Raw genomic sequence first — 20,744 nt, 5'->3', positions numbered from 1 at the left:
ACATAGACCTTTCTTAAGATTTATGCTTTTCTCATTAAATTTATTAAAATTATATAAATAAAAGTTACAAAAGCTCAAGCAATTCTCATGTCTGACACCTTAACCAAACTAACTTATCAGACTTTTCAGCAGAGTAAAAATTATTTTGGTCTAGCTCATAAACTGCTAAGCTCGCGGTTGAAGAATATCATCTCTGCTACTGAGCAGACGCAAATTCAACCCATACCAAACGAGGTTTTATTAAAGGCTCAACAAAACCTGAACAATCTGCTCGAAGTTGATTGGGAAGATGCTGAGCGTGGTGTCTATCCTAAAAGCGTGTTGTTTGATAATCCTTGGGAAGACTTTTTCCGCTACTATCCAATGGTGTGGCTGGATTTACCCCAAACTTGGGAACGTGCTCAACACAAGAGATATCAAGAGTTTACTCAAGATGTAGACATCAATGGTTATCCCAGCTACTATGTGCAGAACTTCCATCACCAGACGAATGGCTACTTGAGTGATTTATCAGCTAATTTGTATGACTTGCAGGTAGAAATTCTTTTTGGAGGTTCAGCTGATCCCATGCGACGACGCATTCTGGCTCCTCTTAAAGAAGGGTTAGAAGTGTTTAGTGATGTGTCACCACGCCAGATACGTGTACTAGATGTTGCTTGTGGAACTGGTCGTACTTTAAAGTTGATTCGGGCGGCTTTGCCGAAAGCATCTTTGTTTGGTACAGATTTGTCGCCAGCTTATTTGCGTAAAGCAAATGAATTCCTGTCGCAAATTCCCGGAGAATTACCACAACTTTTGCAGGCAAATGCAGAAGAGTTACCATACTTGGATAACTACTTCCATGCTGTCACTTCAGTTTTCCTCTTCCATGAGTTACCAGCAGCAGCACGTCAACAGGTTATAGAGCAATCCTATCGGGTGACAAAACCAGGGGGAACCTTTATCATCTGTGACTCAGTTCAGATGAGTGATTCTCCTGAAATGGAATCGCTGATGGAAAGCTTCCACGAAACTTTTCATGAACCTTACTACAAGCACTACACTACTGATAACTTGGTAGAGCGTTTGGAAAAAGCAGGCTTTGAGAATATTGATATACGGGTTCACTTTATGAGCAAGTACTTTATTGCTCGAAAGCCCGCTTAATGTAAAGAAAAGCTACGGTGGCTACATCAAACTAATATAATATTAATATTAGTTTACATAACTCTCATAAAAAGTTATGGCTGTTGCTTACCCGCGCAAATTTCAAAACGCTATAGGTGCAAGGGACATCTTGACACAAGTTGTCCGCGATGTGGTTTGCACCCGCCTTGGGCGATGCTCCCAAAGGGAGCCGCCCCTTGGGCGATCACGATCTTCATCTGGTCACCCTCAACCGCTACCGCTACAGCGAGCAACGCAGTTGCAAAGACCTGACTGAAATCATTGAACAACTCAACGGACAGCCACCCGAACTGATACGAGATTTATCTCACCATATCTCCGATGAAGCCCGTCATGCTATGTGGCTGACTGATTTATTGGTGGAACTGGGAGCGAATGTAGGAACGCCTCCAGGCTCTTCTTACATTGATGAATTTGACCGTCTGATAGACCGAGAATTTTTCAACCCAGAACACAACCTAGAGGATAGCATTATTGCCGGATTGGCAGCAATTAACGTAACCGAAAAACGGGGTTGTGAGTACTTCTCTGCTCACATTTACGCCCTCAAGCAAGCGCCCCAAACCGAAGAAAACATCAAAATCCGCCAAACGATTGAAAAAATTCTGCCAGAGGAAGCAGGACACGTTCGCTGGGGTAACCGTTGGTTGGGGCAGTTAGCAGATAAAAGTCCAGAACATCGCCAAAAGGTTGATCAAGCCAAGCGAAAGTATGCTGCGATTGAACAAGCAGCTTTTGAAGCTGGCATGGATATCACCTTGGGTGCAGAACTGCGTAGAGTTGCCAACCTGCTGGAAGTGGCAAACACAATGCCTGTATGGCAACGTCCTCAATATCTGATGGAACGTTTACCGCAGACTCTTCTAGCACCAGATTTGCAAAGGACTCGGATTAATGTAGTTGAGCGAGTTTGGAAGCGAGATCCACAGACATTGATCGAAAGATTTGTGCCGATGTTTCTCAATGGTTTAAAAGGGATGCAAGATAACCGCCAGAAAACGAAGGCATAGAACAAATGTTCTGTATGTGATGTATGTGGGGTGGGCAATGTCCACCCCGTTTTTTGCCAAATTTCGCCCCAATAGCTGTTTGATGAATTCTTGCTCATCAGCTATCCATATCCTTAGTAGTCTTTGTCCAACCTGTTCTTGGACAAAGTTGTGATTTCTCAATAGTCATATCAAATCCGCTTGAATAGGTGTCCGCAGCGAGTACGGACACACGACAAGTTATCAACCGGACTTGATATCACAATATCGCTTTAACTGAGCTGCTAGCCCAACTAATACCCTTTCAACAGAGAAGGTGAAGGTTGCGTTCAGGAATTTCCTGCTTATTTGTTATTTAAGTGGCTCTTAATGCTTGCAATACTAGCAGCTAATACTATTTCACCAAATTCCTCATACATATTCAAACCTCAAAAACGCCATGAGAATCAAGTCATTTGTATGACACTAAAGTGAAACGTATAACTTGCATCGCATCTCTATGCAAAAGTTAACAGGTAACTAAGTAAACAAAAACTTTTGGGTGAAATACAGAACTGATCCCTAGACTCATTGTATTTTTGGCATCACATCTATACTAGGGAGAGTGTGTAACTAATTTTCAAAAAACCCTGGCTTACAGTACTTCGATTCTCTTTGTACAAGACAATTGCCACCCCAAGAAATAGCATTGACATTTTGTTGTTAGACAACTGGATGTGTACTCTTGATCTGTTCCAGCCCTACGATACGACCACTACCTCTGTAGCGCTCTTTCCGAGACTTTTTGGAAGTGCCTACTGCCGCCATCAACTGTTGTGAGTCAGCCTTAGATGCCTGTTGTTCAAGTGCTTTAGTGTTAATAGCTAAGGAGCTAAAGAACAATCCTGTGATCAAAAATGAAATGGCAGCACGCATAAGAAATGTCTATTTTTGAACTCTTCATTTCACTACTACTGAGTTATCCTTACTGCATCCGGAGATTTTCGGAAATAGTATTTATTTTGACTGTAAAATCTCCTTTTATTTGCTGAGGTTTTCAACTATCAACCAATTAAGAGCGTGATTCATTCGACCGCAAATGGTGAGCAGTTGCTGATCACAAAAAGTTTGCAATTGCTCATGGATGTGCGATCGCAAAGTCACAATCTGCCAAGTATGCCCCCGATGGATACTTGGCGCAGTGATAGTGAATTTGTAATCTTGTTCAGATATGTGGTGAAAGATGCCCTGGAAACAGTTAATCTTTCGTACAGTTAAGGTATTATTGCTATCAACATTCTGATGTTGACAGGAAGATAAACAAACGGAATTTCCATGAACTCGATATAATTCTGGTTCTTCTAAATAGTACGATTGCCAGTGCAACCAATCCGGATCTTTTGGGAGCGAATTCAATAATGGAATAATTGCCGCTGGTGCATATTTATCATGTAATAAAGCTTCTTGTAGAACTCTTACTGGCAAATTCCGGGGGCTTAAATCCAACTCAACACACAAAGCTGCAGCCATACCTGCAGCTTGAGCGATACCCATCACCACAGGCTGCAATCTGGTTGCTCCATTAGCAATATGAGAAACGGAAATGTTCTTCTCGCATACTAGTAAACCATCTGTTTCTATAGGAACTAAACAACGGTAGGGAATTGTGAAGGGAGTTCCCGTCGTCCGTCCTCCCCAGCGCATCGATTTGGGTTGTACTTGGAACTCGATACCCGGATAATGGTGGTCGTTGGGGTAATTAGCGATCGCTATTGCATCTATATTCAAAGGTGCAACCATACCTCCAGTTAGGGGCAAAATGTCCTGTTCTCGAATCGTCGTTAGTCCCACTAGGCGGCGGCTTTCCCGGTAGTAAGGGTGAAGGGCGAAGGAGGAGTGAGCCAGATGAGGGAAGATGTTATCAGCTAAACCATAGCGACGACCAAGCTGGTTTTGGATAAAATGGGCAAAATTTTGGCTGTGCCAAAAGCATTCTTGGAGAAACTCGCGCTTTGTTTCTTCTGTTTCTATCAATCGCCCCACACTTTCACCGTAGTCATTACCACGAATTGGCCAATTAATCATAAATAAACCACCGGGCAACCGTCCGTAATTCAAAAACTGTTCTGGACCGTAGCCGTCCCAAGCACCAACAAACTGTGATGGATCGTTGTTCGGTGCACTTGGGACTTCTGGTGCAACTGCTTCACCAAAGTCTTGCATCACCACCACCCAAGTGGGGGCTTGCACAGGATATCTTTGTGTGAGATGATTATAATCTGCTGGCGCGCTTAGTTCTCCCCACTCCGAATGTAATTCCCAGCCCCAACGGTAAGGTATATCAGCTAAAGCTAATAAATCTCCTAACTCTGTGGCGTCCAGAGTTATCTTGGCTTTGACAGTTAAATCTGCAAATCGGACGCCACAAACGCAATTCCCCTCTTGGAAAACTTCTAACGGCACAAGTCCAGTGATCCAAAGTAAATTGGGCAACTCCTGCACCCAATCTGCAAAAATCTTTGCCCCAATACGCGGATCGTAACTAAAAAAGCTAACCCAACAATTATCTAATCCTCCTGGCTGGCGGTGCTGTAATTCTTGTAAAAACGCACCCCATAACCCTGTTTGAAAAGCTTCTAGTTCATTCCCATCCGGTGCAGATACCCCAGCAGAAGTCAGCATTCCTCCCAACCAAGGAAACTCACTCACAAGGATAGTTTTTGCTCCCCGTCGCGCTGCTTGAATGGCGGCGGCGGTTCCTCCTGTTCCACCTCCGACGACTAAGATGTCAGCTGTGTATGTTTGATGAACCATTTTTGAACCTCGCTAAAACAGTGCTAAGTATCGAGTACTAACTACAGCTCATCATTAATAGAGTTCGGAATTGGACTGATAAATAGGACAAAAGTACTATAAATTGAGTATTTCAGCTGTGTTTAGCACCCAGCGATAAGCCTCTGGCTTGACGCGACGCGACGTGTATCGCAAATATGCGAATAAATCGGGGTTATGCGAAGTGCCTGAAACGAGCAAAAACCTTAATTCATATTAAGGTTTATTTGTACAGTGCGTAAGTCATAATAAATATTAAGTTTGATTTATTACAGTTTTTCTAACAATACATCTAAAAATTTATGATTTTTAAATGAATCTCTGCAACCTATGAAAATTCAATTTTTTTGTAGATACTCAGGTGGTACACTATCTACTAACCAAACACCGTTATCAGAGCAGTAGAATTGATAACCAGCTTGATACATAGTCGCAGTATCTACGAGCAAAACTACTGGTTTTCCATGTCTTGCACCTACAATTTGTGCTGTAGCAATATCCTTTGATAAATGAACATGATGTCGCGACATTTTGCAGAGTCCTGTTTGCATTATTGACTCTACAGATTTGTGTCCCGTGCCGTGATAAAGCACGTCTGGAGGAACAACAGGTTCTAATTGTAAATCAACTTCTGTTGAGTGACCTTGGTTAGCACGAATAAGAGTGCCTGTGGAGTTAAAAGAAAAGCGTTTTTTATCGTTGAGTTCAACCACCACCTGTAATTCCTGACGGGTGAGTGGAAATTTGTTTTTAGCGCAAGCGGTAAGCAGTTCATCAACACTAACCCAACCACCAGGGGCAAGTTTAATTCCAATTGCACCCGGTGTATGTCGCAAATATTTGCTAAGATATTTGCTGATTTTGACGAGGCGAGAATCACTCATATGATTACAGTAGGATTCTTTACACTACATGTATATATTAATTATAATACATTAAACTTTTTAGTCAATCGACAGAATTTGTCTGACTATCAGAGATGATGCCACTTCAATCATCACAATTAGTGTTATTCTACCATTGGAAAACTCTCAAAATTTCGCCGCACCCAATCCATTCCTACTTCATTATTGAGCTTGATGTGCTGAGGTGTGTTGGCATAGAGTTTGCTCAAAATGTCAGCGTCTTGCTCTACAACAATATCTATCAGCCGCAGGAGATTTCGTTTGATCAGATGAGCAATCGGATTATGCGCTTTTATAAACATTAAAATGAAGATGCGGGAGTAATTTGGTGATTCTGGAATATAGAAATGACACTCTTTGAGACTGAGAATTGCATTCTCACCATGCATCACTGCCATGCATGGAAAGAAGTTTTCTAAATGAGCTTGAAGTACCTTTGGCATTGCGATTAGAGCAGGATTTTTGAGGATGTGGCGGAGTGTAGGTTTCTTCCTCGGCTGATCAATGTAGGCGTGGGAGTGAAATCCATCATCGATAAACTGTTTCAACTGCACTTGTTCAATCTCAAATAACTCACGATGGGTGCCATTTTGGTGATTGTAGTCGTGCATATTTAGCAGGAGACTTAGGAAATCGGTTTTGATACTACGATCGCCTGTGAACCCAATAAACTCATACTCCCCTGCAATTTCATTCATAATTGTTGGGATAGGAATCTTTGCCTCATATCCACCGTAGGACCAAATAAAGTCGCCTTGAATCACTAACTCCAACGGTTCCATCAAGGATTTTGTTGGCTTGTTGGAACCTGGTAAAACGGTGCAGCCAAAGCCATCAAATTCCAACGCATGAAATGGACAAGTCACCACACTACTACCATCTGGCTTGGTTACACACCATCCTTCCGAAAGCATCGCACCCATATGAGGGCAAGCATTCGGTAAGCAACTGATTTTGCCTGTGCTGTCTTGCCAGATAACGTAGTCATTACCGTAGAGAGAAACTTTCACAGGTTGATTCGGCTTGAGCATGGAACGATGTGCTAATAGCCACGGTGCACCTTGCAGCATTTTCATAAATACTTCTTAAATAACTTACTAATTAATTAGTAAGTTAAATTATAGGGGATTTTGTTGTCAATTGGCGATTCCGCAATAAGCGTGTTAACTCAACGAAACAGGATATCTCTTGCTTGGTACTATGAAAAGGCAAACGAGAGATTGTGATATTGTGGTTGAAAAAGTCAAGACTGAGCGAGTTACCAAATCGGTTCGTCAGATTCGAGATGCAGATGTGACGCAGCAGCAGATTCTTGATGCCGCAGAATTGGAGTTTGCTAGGCACGGTTTGAAAGGTGCCCGGTTGAGTGCGATCGCAAATCTAGCGCACATCACGACTGCCACAATTCATTATTACTTCGATAATAAAGAGGGCTTATACAAAGCCGTTTTGCAGCGTCCGATTGATGAAGTTCAGGCAATGGTGAGTCAGCTAAATCTCGACCATTTGCCGCCCGAAGACGCAATGGCGCATATTATTCGGACTGCGATCGCCTACGAAGCCACCAATCCCCATCGTCAAATGCTGTGGTTCCAAGAAGCGAGTCAAAATCAAGGCTTGTATTTCAAGCAAGCCAACGTGTGGAGTCTATACGAGCACCTTCTCAAAGTTCTTGAGCGAGGTATAACAGAGGGGTGTTTTCGTCCACTCGACCCCATTTTAACACTGACTCATATTCTCAGCGTTTGCATTTTCTACTTTACTGTGCACGAAAATTGGAAACACTTAACTCCTGAGATTGATCGCCTCAGTCCAGAAATGGTAGAAAAGCATACCGAGGCGGCGATCAAATTTGTTTTGGCAGGTGTGAAGAAAACTCCTTAAGCATTTCGGATATTTCGTTTATGTAATATACACTGTGTTATCGTAGGTTGCATAGAGTTATGAGATATCAAAAAAATGACAATCATATTAAGACATAACGTGCCTATAGAAGCAGTGAAGACTGAACAAGAAGTCCAGTCTATTAAGCAACTAGAAGATATTCTTAATAACCAAGATTCTCAGGCGAAACTAATAGGAGCTAATGGAGAACAAATTGACATTCCTGAGTCACTTTATCAAGTGCTGCGTCATGTCGTCCATGCAATGGCATCAGGGCAAGCTGTATCTCTAGTTCCCCACAGTTATGAAATGACAACACAACAAGCCGCTGAATTTCTCAACGTTTCACGACCTTATGTTGTTAAGTTATTAGAACAGGGAGAAATTCCCTACATTAAAGTGGGTTCACATCGACGGGTTTGTTTTGAGGATTTAGTCCGGTATAAAGAACAACGGGATAAAAAGCGTCGAGAAGCGCTTAACGAACTGACTCAGTTTTTACAAGATGAGGGGTTCTACGACGAGAAAAATGAAGAAAATGATTTAGGATTGCTATAAAATCTTGTAGCAAGTAACATAAAGAACGCCCTAAGTGTTAAATATATTATCGTTGAGCGGTGAAAATTTAACATGAAAGCACAGGTATTTAGAGGCGTTAATCAACTTTCTTACGAAGAACTGCCCGTACCGACACTGGAACCAGATGAGGTGCTGGTACAGGTGCAGGTTGTGGGGTTGTGTCAGTCGGATATCAAAAAAATTCGTTATCCCTTGTATGAACCACCGCGCATTTTTGGACATGAAACTGCTGGAACTATATCAGCGGTGGGTTCGCAAGTCAGAGGCTGGCAAGTTGGACAACGGGTGGCGGTGATGCACCATATCCCTTGTATGCGTTGCGATTATTGCCTAAATGATAATTTCTCGATGTGCGATACTTACAAAAACATCTCTACGACAGCAGGATTTAACGCTAGTGGCGGCGGGTTTGCTGAGTATGTCAAAGTTCCCGGTCATATTGTGCGTAATGGCGGGTTGATTCCCATTCCTGATAATATCAGTTTTGAAGAAGCAAGTTTTGTAGAACCAACAAATTGCTGCCTCAAAGCAGTGAAAAAAGCTCAAATTGCTCCTGGGCAAACGGTTTTGGTTACTGGTGCGGGACCAATTGGGTTAATGTTTATCATGTTGGTGAAGTATTTTGGGGCGAAGGCGATCGCCACCGACTTACTCCCCTCCCGCATAGAAAAAGCTTTGAGTGTAGGTGCAGAAGCTGCATTTGATGCCCGTGACGCCAACTTACCAGCAAAAATTCATGATTTGACCAATGGCATGGGTGTTGATGTTACCCTACTTGCAGTCCCAAGTGATAAAGCTTTCTTTCAAGCACTCGACTGTACTCGCAAAGGTGGAAAAATTCTCTTTTTCGCGGAATTTCCTGATGAGATGGAAATTCCAGTTAATCCGAATCTTCTCTACCGTAGGGAAATTGACCTTATGGGCAGTTACAGTTCATCGTACCGCATTCAAAGTTTAGCAGCTGATATTGTCTTTAATCGACGCATAGATGTCCAAGCATTGATTAGCGATCGCTATCCATTACAAGATTTATCAGCAGCAGTGGAACAGGCGATCGCTCCTACTGCAGAAACGTATAAGATTTTGATTTATCCGTAGAAGGGAGAAGGGGAAAAAGGTCTCACCTCACCCCGCCCTTACGGGCACCCCTCTCCTTATTAAGGAGAGGGGGAGGAGGAACTGTTTTCCTACACCCCACACTCTCTCACTCCCTTAGGCGCGTTGAATTCATGAGTTATACCTCACCCCGCCCTAACGGGCACCCCTCTCCTTATTAAGGAGAGGGGGAGGAGGAACTGTTTTCCTACACTGCCATACTGCCACACTCCCTCACTCTCTCACTCCCCTGATCTTCCACAGAAACAAAATGCTTGTCATCATAGTTGCACTTCTCGCCTTTTATCTTGCTTGGAATCTCGGAGCAAATGATGTTGCTAACTCAATGGGAACTTCTGTTGGTTCCAAAGCTGTTACCCTCAAACAGGCATTGATTATTGCTGGGGTGTTAGAGTTTACGGGTGCGGTACTATTTGGACAAGAAGTATCGCAAACTTTGGCGACAGAAATTGTTAATCCAGCTTTATTTGCCGATACACCGCAAATGCTAGTTACTGGAATGGTGGCGGTGCTGCTTTCTGGCGGTTTGTGGCTGCAAATTGCTACATCACGGGGTTTGCCTGTCTCTTCTTCTCATGCGATTGTTGGTGCGATCGCCGGATTTAGCTGGGTTGCTTTGGGAGTGAGTGCGATCGATTGGTCAACAATTGGACAAATCACGATAGGTTGGATTATCACCCCAATCATAAGTGGGGCAATTGCTGCTTTATTCTACAGTCAAATCAAGCGCTGGATTTTAGATCAACCAAATCCATTAGTACAGTTAAACGAGTGGATTCCTTGGTTGAGTGCTGTTTTGCTGGGGATATTTGGTGTGATTGTGCTACCGTCATTGACTCAGGGACTAGCAACTTTTCTCACTGAGCAAGTTGGTTTTAAAATACCTGCTCATGATATTCCATTGATAACTGGTGCTGTAGCTGCAGTTGGACTCACCTTTTACAGCTGGCGACAGTTGGAGAGAGGGAGAAAGGGAGTAGGGGAGCAGGGGAGCAGGGGAGCAGAGGAAGTAGGGGGAGTGGGGGGAGTAGGGGAAGTGGGGGGAGTAGGGGAAGTAGTAAATTCCCGATTTACTAATCCTGTTGAGGGGTTATTTGGTCGATTTCAATTGCTCAGTGCTTGTTTTGTTGCTTTTGCTCATGGTTCTAATGATGTGGGAAATGCGATCGCTCCTCTAGCTGCAATTGCCTACATTAACCGCACTGGCACAGTACCAACAAATGGTTTCAACATCCCCATATGGATTATAATGCTTGGTGGCGTTGGAATTGTCACTGGTTTAGCGATTTTGGGAAAAAAAGTTATCGCCACGATTGGCGAAAGTATTATTTCCTTGCAACCGAGTAGTGGATTTTGTGCTGAACTCGCAACTGCCACAACTATCCTGCTTGCCTCTCGGTTGGGTTTACCTGTTTCTACTTCTCATGCTTTGGTTGGTGGTGTTGTTGGGATTGGACTGGTGCAAGATATTAAGTCAATTCAATTCAAAACTCTTCAAGGAATTGCTGCAGCATGGGTGATTACAGTTCCTGCGAGTGCGGTTCTTAGCGCGGCTATCTTTTCTGTGTTGAGATTAAAGTTTGGATAGGGCGCGTGTTACCTCACCCCGGCTTTGGCTTACGCCAAAACCGCCCCTCTCCTTATAAAGGAGAGGGGATAAAAACCTTGGATAGGTAATACACATGAATCCAACGCGCGTATCACCTCACCCCGGCTTTGGCTGACGCCAAAACCTCCCCTCTCCGCGAATTCGGAGAGGGGTGCCCGTTAGGGCGGGGTGAGGTTAAATCAGCGTGGAATTAGACCTTGAACGTTCTACATATCTATTTCAGTGTTGAGGATAAAGTTTTGATAGGGCGCGTATCACCTCACCCCGGCTTTGGCTGACGCCAAAACCTCCCCTCTCCTTTATAAGGAGAGGGGTGCCCGTAAGGGCGGGGTGAGGTCAAATCAACGTGCAATCAAAGCTTGAACGTTAAATTGACACCAATGGCACAGTACCTAACCTACATATCTTATTTCACTGCAGCACAACTACTAGTAGGCGCAGGCTGCTGCCGCTGTGGGCCAGTCTTAGTTGGATCATAAGCGACCAGCACCACCTCACCTTTTTCGTTAAATATCCAACCCTGTGCAGGTATTATCTGTTTGACTGGTGGCTTTTGAGATGGCTGCTTTTGTGTTGCACTTGTTGAACTTACCGTACTGGGGACAGGTTTTATCAAATCAACACGCACATTGTCACTACTGAGGACTTTATTTGGATCAGTTGGCAGTCCGCCGCGTCCGGTGATGGTGAAAGTGCTACCAAAACCTTTTATACAGGGATTTTGAGCAACCTGCTGTGCGGGGTCAATGACAGTTTTTGTCAATTCAAATAACCCTTGGGTGGGGTTACTATCAACTACATTAATTTGCACATTACCACTTAACTCAGGTCTTGCACCTCTGGCGGTGATGTCGCTTGTATTTGGGGAAGCAGGATTGCGAGACTGAAAGCCAAAAATACCTTGGCTATTGATTTTAACATTACCGCCACGCGAATCAGTAGAGTTAGCAGTGATGTCGCTATTGTCAAAGCCAACCAGGACACCACTATTAATATTGATGTTCCCGCCAATAACGTTTTCTCCTCTGGCATTGGTCGTTATGTTACTACCACGACGCAATAGCACATAATCGCGAGCGCGTAGAGTGATATTTCCTTGCCCTTTTACAGTGTCAGCTTTGATAATTGAGTTATTATCCAGACGAATAGAGCGAGCTAAAACTTCTATGTCGCCAGCAGCACCATTGCCAGCACTGCTTGCAGTGATTTGAGCACCATCGCTTAAAGAGAAGGAGCCAGAGGAAATTGTAATGTTCCCCGCATCGCCCGTCGCCCCCGTGTCCACCGAGCTGAAAATCCCACTCAATCGGTTTTTTATCCCAGCAATTGTCACTGGTCCTGTGACATCAACAGTCACATTGCCTGCATTCCCCCTTCCAGCAGGCTGAGTGCCAGATGCTTGACGAACTGCGGTTAGCAGTTGAGCGCCATCTTTGAGAGACAGTGTTGCTGCCTTGATGTCGATATCGCCACCATTGCCCACACCTCCTGCTTCCACAGTGCTGAAGATGTACGCATTATTGACAAGCTCAACAGCAGCGGACGCTTGTATCGACACATTGCCTGCATTTCCTTGTCCAGAAGTGTAGGCGAATATTCCAGCGCCACCTTTGACTGACAGTGTTCCTGTAGTAATCTTTATGTCACCTGCCCGACCTTGTCCTCCTCCTTGAATTCGGGTAATCAAAGATGCGTTATTGTCAAGTGATACAGAGGGTGCTGTAATGTTTATGATTCCGCCATTACCGACTGAGTTTGAACCAACCTCACTGTAGACACGACTTCGATTGTTGAGGAAAACCTGATTGGCAGCTATAATATTCACATTACCAGCTTGTAATGGTTCGCCATTGTCTCCCTTACCATTAAGGATGCTGGCAGCAATAATCGCATCATTATCAAGCACAACTGAACGTGCTTTGATGTTGATGTCATTGCCATTGCCGACTCCCCCACCTGTGACATCACTGGCGATAGTCGGTTGCTGATTTCCCTGCAATGCTTTTACGGTAACGGTATCGCTGGCATTAATTGTCACTTTACCTGCGTCTCCTCGTCCACCATCATTTCTGGCTAATACTTGAGCACCATCGCTTAAAGAGAAGGAGCCAGCTGTAATATTGATGTTGCCACCATTGCCCGTTGCGTTCGATTGCACATTATTGAAAACACCGCTCCCTACATCACCGCTCCCTACAACTTTTATATCTCCTGTGGCATTGAGCGTAATATCTCCCGCTTGACTACCAACCGTCCCCAAGCCTTCCGCTATTCCACCCTGCAGGATACTTCCTCCGGAAATATCTAAATTGCGAGCATTAACTCCAATACTACCGCCCCCGCCTGAGGTAACATCAACCCTCGCCTCATTCGTCAGCGATACATCACCTCTTTGCACTCCCACAGGAAAACTCAAGCTACCATCACTATTGAGTCCCACCGTCCCAGCAGCAGATAATCCTCCTAACTCAACCCGTCCTCCGAGTGCTGTCAATCTTCCACCATCTAAGTTGACATTACCACCTACTAGTGTTAAAAAATTACCTTCTGGAACAGTAAGACCAACAGGAGTATTACTATTATCAACAGCCCTCGACTGATTGGTAATATTTTTGAAATTTTCCCGATAGCTCAACCCAACCGGAGCAGTTATAGTTAACAATGGCGGTGCTTGGGGATTAGTTGCACTAAACTCAAACCCATTCTTAAATATCAGACTATTTGCCGTACTTCCCAAAAATGAACCACCCATATCCAAGCGGGCATTTGGTCCAAAGATAATTCCATTGGGGTTGATTAAGAACAGATTCGCATTGCCCAACACACCCAAGACACCCTGAATGTTCGAGATATTACCCCCAGTCACTCTGGTGAGTATGTTTGCAATTCCTGCGGGATTAGAAAAATAAGCTCCTCTACCTGCATTTATATTAAATTGCTGAAAACTGTGGAACAGGTTAGCCCCACGAGTCGCCCCTCCATCAATCCTGTCGCTAGGGGTGCCGTTAATTTGGACATTAGGAGTAACAACAGAATTTTCTGCACCGAGACTGTTATCAGGAGTGATTTGTGCTTTGGCGATGGTGAGGTAGCTAAAGCTTGCTAGGGTAGCTAGGGGCAAGGCAAAGAAAAATAGTGGGTGACGCACCAGTTTTATCCTCAATATTTTATGAGTTTTGAATCTGGGATTGGGAAAAATACTTGAAAATTAGTCAAATTATGGCTCGGTAGTACTAATATCAGGTTTTTAGGCTCATAGTCCTTATTTGTAATATTTTGTGACAAAGTTAGGACTTACGCACTGAAAAGCCGAAACCTCGATCCCCCCTGCCCTTATAAAGCTACGGTGTACACACAAGTCATCGCATGACTCGAAATTTCCTCGGAACCTCACCCTGCCCTGTCGGGCATCCCTCTCCTTACTAAGGAGAGGGAAAGATTTTAGCGCAGCTAAAAGCGAGGGTGAGGTTTTGAGCGAGATGTGTGTACACCGTAGCCTTATAAAGGGGATGGGATATTATCGTTGTGGTTAGCGCTTGCTCAAACGTTCCCTTCTTCTAAACTATTTTTTATCTTTTCATACAAAATTCGACTTTCTTCGTTTTCAGAAATACTTACATAGCGAATTAAATTCGCTGTGCATTCAGCTGCAAGAAACGCCAGCCTAACACCGTATGGAATATCCTCTATGAAATGTTGTAACTCGTAATTCTCACAAAATTTCTCTTCAGCTTCTTCTATTTTGCCTTCATTGTTGAGTTGTTCATCTTTGACGATAGAACACATGAGAATTTGAAATTTCACTCCTATTTTTTCTATTGCATTATAAAGTGAAATCTTTTTTTCAAGAGCATAAGCACAAGCACGTAATAATTTAGACAAATCTTCGTGACTGCCTGCTTCAAAAAAGGTTTCTTTATCAAATTCTGGCTCAACAATCATCTTTCGTTTTCTAACTCATTAGACTTCGTGGCAGTTGTCGGGGAAAAGGTTAAGGGGGAAAGGGAAAGGGAAAATAAAAACCCTTTAACCTTTAACATGCACCCCTTTACCCAACAATGCGCAAAAATGACTTTTGCAAGAGTTCTATTATACAAAGGGCGCGACGTCTGTTAATCCAAACCTCTCAAGATTTTTAGTTTTGATTCAGCCAAAATCAATGAAATTCGATCAGCTGCTTCACATCCACTCCATTTTTTCCATGCTAATAACCATGAGCCTGCATTTCAACCTGCTACTGTTGGGTTTCCTGCTGAAATTCCAGTCACAAACTCCTGAAAACGCTTATCTCCAGCAATTTCATCAAAATCTATGTCAGTTGCCGCTTCTTCCTTATAATCAGGATTAATCTCAACTGCCCGTTGCAGATTTTCTAAAGCCAACTTAACCTCTCTTTGCAGTGCGTAACAGGCAGCTTTGTTATAATAAGCGTTGGCGTAGTCTGGTTTTATTTCCAGGGCTTTGTTGAAACATTCAATTGCTTCGTCATCTTGTCCGAGCCTTACTAAGGCGTAACCTTGGTTATTCCAAGCTTTGTAAGACTCAGGCTTTAGTTTGATGGCTTTGTCAAAACAAGCGATCGCTTCTTCATATCGTTCCAATTCTTGCAAAGCAAGAGCTCTGTTGAACCATGCGACACCATCATCCGGCTTAATTTGCGTTGCTTTCTTGAAAGCAATAAAAGCTTGCTTGTGTTTTTGTAAGTATCCCAATGCTACACCAAGATCAACCCAGGCTTGATGGTACTCTGGGTTGATTTTCAAAGCTTGTTCGTAGGAAGCGATCGCATCTTTGTACTGTTTCAACCTCCCTAAAGCCATACCTCTGTTCAACCAAGCAACAGCGTCTTTTGGCTGAATTTCCACTGCTTGGTTGTAAATAGCAAGTGCATCTTCGTAGCGTCTTTGGGAGAAAAGAAGATTTGCTTGTTTGAGAATATCATCAACTTTTGACTCTTGTTGAGTCTGAGTATCTTCTCTCACCTCTGGTTGTTGTGGTACTTGCTGTCTTTTTTTCTCTGGTTTGCGAGTCGCAGATTCGGCGACTGAGGGAGGAGATATGACTACAAGTGGTACCTCCTGTACTTTTTCCTCCACTTTCGCAGTTGCAGATTCGGCGACAGAGGGAGGAGGTGTAACCACAGATAGTTGCTCAAGCATGATTTTTTTTCTTTGTTGAGCATCCTTCTGCAATTCCGAAAGTTGAGATACAAATTCTGCTTCTAATTCTCCCAGCTTCTCAAGAATAGTATTTTTTCTTTGTTGAGCATTCAACTGTAATTCTGAAAACTTAGATGCAAACTCACCGCCAGATTTCTCTAAATTCTCTACTACTGTTTCTTTGCGTTGTTGAGCATCCACTTGCAGTTTCGACAGGAAAGAAGCAAATTCTAAGCGTAATTGCTCTAAACTTTGGATAATTTTGTACTTTTGCTGTTCTGCATCCGATTGCAATCCCGACATTTTCTCTGTCAACTCGGAATTCGATTCTTCTATATTCCCGAGTACAATATTTTTTTGTTGTTGAACTTGGTTCTGTAATTTAGACAGTTGTGAGCTAAATTCTAAGCGCAATTGCTCCAAGCTTTCGGTCAGATTGTCTTTTTGCTGTTCTGCATCCGATTGCAATCCCGACATTTTCTCTGTCAACTCGGAATTCGATTCTTCTATATTCCCGAGTACAATATTTTTTTGTTGTTGAACTGTTTCTGTAATTTAGACAGTTGTGAGCTAAATTCTAAGCGCAATTGCTCCAAGCTTTCGAGCAAGTTGTGTTTTTTAACTTCTGCATCCGATTGTAACCCCGACATTTTCTCTGTCCACTCGGAATTCGATTCTTCTATATTCCCGAGTACAATATTTTTTTGTTGTTGAACTTGGTTCTGTAATTTAGACAGTTGTGAGCTAAATTCTAAGCGCAATTGCTCCAAGCTTTCTGTGAGGTTGTGTTTTTCAACTTCTGCATCCCATTGCAATCCCGACATTCTCTCTGTCAACTCGGAATTCGATTCTTCTATATTCCCGAGTACAACATCCTTTCGTTGTTGAACACTTTCTTGTAATGCAGACAGTTGTGAGCTAAATTCTAAGCGCAATTGCTCCAAGCTTTCCGTCAGATTGTCTTTTTGCTCTTCTGCATCCGATTGCAATCCCGACATTTTCTCTGTCCACTCGGAACTCGATTGTTCGATATTTCCTAGTGCGATATCCCCTCGTTGTTGAACTTGGTTCTGTAATCTAGACAGTTGTGAGCTAAATTCTAAGCGTAATTGCTCCAAGCTTTCGAGCAGGTTGTGTTTTTGAACTTCTGCATTTGATTGGAATTCTGACATGTGAGATGTCAACTCAGAATTCGATTCTTCTATATTCCCGAGTACAATATCTTTTTGTTGCTGAACACTCTCTTGTAATGCAGACAGTCGAGATACAACTTCTGACTGTAATTGATCCAAATCATCAAAAATCTTGTTCTTTTGCTGTTGAGCACCAAACTCTAATCCAGAGAGTTGAGTTGCAAACTCAAACCGGGACTGTTCGATATTTCCCAGTGCGATATTCTTTTGTTGTTGAACCTCGCCTTGTAATTCAGACAGTTGAGATGCAACTTCTACTTCCCATGTTCTTAAATTTTCAACAGTTGTATTTCTTTGCTGTTGGGTTTGCAATTCTAACTCAGAAACTTGAGCCGAAAATTCATATTCTAAAGTTTTGACGTTTTGTTTAGAATTGTTGATGGCTGTTTCTAATTCTGATGTTAGTTGCTCTTGGATGTTAAATATTTGAGATGGGATTCTAGATAAAGTTTCTTGTTCAGTTGTGATTGTTTGTTGAAGTGCTTCTACTTCTTTATCTAGGTTAGAAGTAATATTTCTCGTTTCTTGGATGAGTTTTTGTGCTTCTTGCTTAACACTCACTAGCTGTTTTTCTAACTCTTCGAGTCCATGTAGCCGTGAGATTGCTTTATCAACTATTTCACGGATAGCAACCCGTCGCAGCAGGAATAAAGCAGCAATGACTGTGACTGGAACAAGAGTCAGCATGGCTAGCCAGACGTTGAGCAAGATAGTATCGCGAAGATAGACGCGATGTTCTTCTGTCAGTCGCGGTAGTTCTTGCTGGTACGGAGTGGAAAGTCCCGGAGGCTGTGGCGAAGAAGGTGTTTGTTGGGCAGTGGCAAAACCAACGGACAGTAGAATGGGTGAGAAGACTATACCGCTTCTCAACAATAAGGCGAAGATGGGTTGATTCTTGCTCTTCATAAAGATGATCTATATCCGTTGGTTAGTTTTTGAAGCAGCACAATACTAATTTAGCTTAGTTCCTGAACTTATCTACGTTATCTAATTTTATTGTGATTCTTTTGCCTCACAAACTTTAGCCAAACACCTTTTTAAAAGTTGCACTCTGTGTCGGTGCGCAAAGCGACGAGGACTTAATATAGTTTTGTGACTGAATACGGGTTGGTTTAGATACTCCCAAAGAGGAAATTTAATGTTGCTGTTTTCTTGAGTCATACAAAAAGGACAATACAAAAGACAGAGTGCACAGTAACTAGTATCAATAAATACTAACATGCTTCCCTGATATAACGTTTACCAATATGTATTCAATTGTCCTTGAGGTAAATACGGAAAATTTAGCTCAGCATTTCACAGTTATAAGGCAGTCTCAGTAGTTATACTACTAAAACTGCCCCAATAATTATATATAGCACATTGTTTGTGCGTCAGGAACTAGGGGTGTAGTTTTGCTCAAAGTCTAATAATGATTGCCTGCTTTGCGATGGTGAACGGCTGTCACTGCATCGGCTTTAAGTAGTTTACCATTATCGACAGTTGCATACACAACCCAATGATCACCGCATTCCATGCGTTTGTTGACAGAACATTCAAGATATGCTGAGGAATCAGTGAGAACAATGCAGCCGTTATCAGCAACTTTTGTGGAGAAATTTGCAAATCTGTCTTCTCCAGGCGCAAAAGATTTGCGGAAGTGTTTCATGTATTCTTGCTGATGACCTTCAGGTAAAACATTCAAGACAAATTTACCGCCAGGATACATCAGGGATTCAATTGCCCGTTCTTTGGCGATAGCAACAGTAATACCTGGTGGGTTAAAGGTGGCTTGAGAAATCCAAGACCCCATCATTCCAGTAGAAACTTCTCCAAGCTTTGCTGTCACAACGCAAATTGATCCTACAATCCGACCAACAGCTTGTTCAACAGGAGTCGCTGCAGTTTGAGTCATACGCACTTTTTTGGCTTTTCTCAGGGCTTGGGCAAAGTCTGTACCTGTTTCTTCACACTGTTTAAGCAGGACATCTGAGGGTTTAAACTTGACTTTCATAGTTTCAAACCCAAACCGATATCCCGCATCACGGAGTTTACCTTCAATGAAGTCGAAAGCTTCGCCACTCCATCCATAAGAACCAAATATCCCAGCAAGCTTGCTATTGTCACCGCTGGCTAGCACAGTACCTAAAGCAGTGTGAATGGGAGTTGGTGCGTTACCACCAATGGTAGGAGAACCGATGATAAAGCCCTCAGCTTTGTCAAAAGCTGCACGAATCTCTTCAGGTGAAGCAAACTCACAGTTGATGGATTCTACAGCGACTCCTCCTTTTGTTAAACCAAGGGCGATCGCCTGCGCCAAAGTTGCTGTATTTCCATACGCCGAAGCATAAAGTAAAGCAACGGTAATTTCGCGAGCAGTTTGAGAATGGCTCCATTGCTGATAGGCTTGGGTAAGTTCCACTAGGCCATAGCGTACCAAAGGACCGTGAAGGGTACCCAACATTCTGATTTGTAGTTCTGATATTTTCTCTAGGGCTGCTTGTACATGAGTTGCATGAGGAGCCATCAAGCAATCAAAATAGTAGCGCTGGTCTTCTTTTAAAATGCCCCAATCTTCATCAAAGACTTCTTCACCACAGATATGAGCACCAAATAGCTTATTAGTGTACAGTATCTGAGTTTGCTGGTCATAAGTACAAAGACCTCCAGGCCAACGAGGGCTGGGAATGGGGAGACAGCGCAAAACATGACCCTTACCTAAATCCAGAGTTTCTTTCCCCCGCATCGTCATGATGTTCAATTTGTGATTGGGGAAAGTTGCACTCAAATTGGCAGCACTAGGAAGCGAACAAACAAAAGTCAGTTGTGGTGCTAGTTCTAACAGAGCTTTAAGAGTTGCGATTCGGTTAGGATTAAAGTGACCTAGAATAACGTAATTTAAGTGTTTCAGTTCAAGAGACTGCTGTAATGCGTCTAGAAAAATTTGTGTGAAAGTTTCTGGGGGTGGGTCAATAATTGCAGTTTTATCACCCTCTATTAAATAGCAATTCGAGGTGGTACCTTTTGCTAGTGCGTATTCAATTTCAAACCGTAGACGTGTCCAACTACGTGCCCTTAGTACTGTCGTGTTTGTAGCGATTGGTAGAACTTGTACGTCGCGGGGATTGGGATTATTCATAGTTGTCGAGTGAGGGAGATTCTGAGATAGGGGGATGAGGGGACCTCCTATGCCTAACGGCACGCTTGCGCGAACGGAGGAATTCAAAGTATGCCCTTCGGGCACGCTACGCGAACAAAATTCAAAGTTCAAAAAAAAGAATTCTTAATTTTGAATTTTGAATTGATAATTTTGAATTTGAGTGCAGCGAGTGGGGGGGCAATGGGGTGATGGG

The 20,744-nt window shown here is 43.1% G+C and carries 14 protein-coding genes and 1 pseudogene; 6 read left to right on the top strand and 9 right to left on the bottom strand.

Translation table 11 applies throughout. The features are described from left to right. Window positions 1-87 precede the first annotated feature (87 nt). Window positions 88-1,146 (top strand): class I SAM-dependent methyltransferase, encoded by a 1,059-nt coding sequence (locus tag DP114_RS23695; protein ID WP_169267885.1) that lies wholly within the window; start codon window positions 88-90, stop codon window positions 1,144-1,146. A 149-nt stretch (window positions 1,147-1,295) separates the two neighbouring features. Continuing rightward, window positions 1,296-2,177: a ferritin-like domain-containing protein gene (locus DP114_RS23690; protein WP_370469277.1), complete on the top strand. Its 882-nt coding sequence runs from the start codon at window positions 1,296-1,298 to the stop codon at window positions 2,175-2,177. A 681-nt stretch (window positions 2,178-2,858) separates the two neighbouring features. Here the strand turns inward: DP114_RS23690 and patX are convergent. The 4 genes from patX to DP114_RS23670 all read right to left on the bottom strand — a co-directional run bounded on the left by patX (window position 2,859) and on the right by DP114_RS23670 (window position 6,948). Then, on the bottom strand, window positions 2,859-3,071 hold the full coding sequence (gene patX / locus DP114_RS23685) for a heterocyst-inhibiting protein PatX (RefSeq protein ID WP_169267884.1): 213 nt from the start codon (window positions 3,069-3,071) through the stop codon (window positions 2,859-2,861). A 105-nt stretch (window positions 3,072-3,176) separates the two neighbouring features. Continuing rightward, on the bottom strand, window positions 3,177-4,949 hold the full coding sequence (locus DP114_RS23680) for an FAD-dependent oxidoreductase (protein ID WP_171977282.1): 1,773 nt from the start codon (window positions 4,947-4,949) through the stop codon (window positions 3,177-3,179). Window positions 4,950-5,305: 356 nt separating this feature from the next. Further along, window positions 5,306-5,851 carry an RNA 2'-phosphotransferase gene (locus tag DP114_RS23675; RefSeq protein WP_171977281.1) on the bottom strand — a complete coding sequence of 182 codons (546 nt, stop codon included), beginning with the start codon at window positions 5,849-5,851 and terminating at the stop codon, window positions 5,306-5,308. 125 nt (window positions 5,852-5,976) lie between these two features. Beyond that, window positions 5,977-6,948, bottom strand: a complete 972-nt coding sequence (locus DP114_RS23670; protein ID WP_171977280.1) for a Rieske 2Fe-2S domain-containing protein — start codon at window positions 6,946-6,948, stop codon at window positions 5,977-5,979. A gap of 124 nt (window positions 6,949-7,072) precedes the next feature. On the opposite strand from DP114_RS23670, the gene DP114_RS23665 reads away from it, so the two are divergent. From DP114_RS23665 to DP114_RS23650, 4 genes are all read left to right on the top strand, one after another. Then, window positions 7,073-7,756 (top strand): TetR/AcrR family transcriptional regulator, encoded by a 684-nt coding sequence (locus DP114_RS23665; protein WP_171977279.1) that lies wholly within the window; start codon window positions 7,073-7,075, stop codon window positions 7,754-7,756. Between the two features lie 75 nt (window positions 7,757-7,831). Then, complete coding sequence (locus tag DP114_RS23660) at window positions 7,832-8,314, top strand: helix-turn-helix domain-containing protein (protein WP_171977278.1); 483 nt, start codon at window positions 7,832-7,834, stop codon at window positions 8,312-8,314. Window positions 8,315-8,386: 72 nt separating this feature from the next. Further along, complete coding sequence (locus tag DP114_RS23655) at window positions 8,387-9,433, top strand: zinc-dependent dehydrogenase (RefSeq protein ID WP_171977277.1); 1,047 nt, start codon at window positions 8,387-8,389, stop codon at window positions 9,431-9,433. Window positions 9,434-9,701: 268 nt separating this feature from the next. After that, the gene (locus DP114_RS23650; RefSeq protein ID WP_171977276.1) at window positions 9,702-11,039 is read left to right on the top strand and encodes an inorganic phosphate transporter; all 1,338 of its coding nucleotides are present in this window, start codon (window positions 9,702-9,704) and stop codon (window positions 11,037-11,039) included. Between the two features lie 427 nt (window positions 11,040-11,466). Here the strand turns inward: DP114_RS23650 and DP114_RS23645 are convergent, their stop codons facing one another. The 5 genes and pseudogenes from DP114_RS23645 to DP114_RS23625 form a co-directional block, all read right to left on the bottom strand. Next, window positions 11,467-14,208, bottom strand: a complete 2,742-nt coding sequence (locus DP114_RS23645; protein ID WP_246162709.1) for a two-partner secretion domain-containing protein — start codon at window positions 14,206-14,208, stop codon at window positions 11,467-11,469. 392 nt (window positions 14,209-14,600) lie between these two features. Then, window positions 14,601-15,002 (bottom strand): hypothetical protein, encoded by a 402-nt coding sequence (locus DP114_RS23640; RefSeq protein WP_169268009.1) that lies wholly within the window; start codon window positions 15,000-15,002, stop codon window positions 14,601-14,603. Between the two features lie 284 nt (window positions 15,003-15,286). Next, window positions 15,287-16,219 (bottom strand): annotated as a pseudogene (locus DP114_RS23635) (tetratricopeptide repeat protein); the annotation flags it as partial. 506 nt (window positions 16,220-16,725) lie between these two features. Then, window positions 16,726-18,318, bottom strand: a complete 1,593-nt coding sequence (locus DP114_RS23630) for a coiled-coil domain-containing protein (RefSeq protein ID WP_172195273.1) — start codon at window positions 18,316-18,318, stop codon at window positions 16,726-16,728. A 499-nt stretch (window positions 18,319-18,817) separates the two neighbouring features. Further along, on the bottom strand, window positions 18,818-20,530 hold the full coding sequence (locus tag DP114_RS23625; protein WP_169268007.1) for a diflavin flavoprotein: 1,713 nt from the start codon (window positions 20,528-20,530) through the stop codon (window positions 18,818-18,820). Between the last annotated feature and the right edge of the window lie 214 nt (window positions 20,531-20,744).

Source organism: Brasilonema sennae CENA114, from assembly GCF_006968745.1.
Classification (GTDB): Bacteria; Cyanobacteriota; Cyanobacteriia; order Cyanobacteriales; family Nostocaceae; genus Brasilonema; species Brasilonema sennae.
This window is presented reverse-complemented; position numbering and strand designations above follow the sequence as displayed.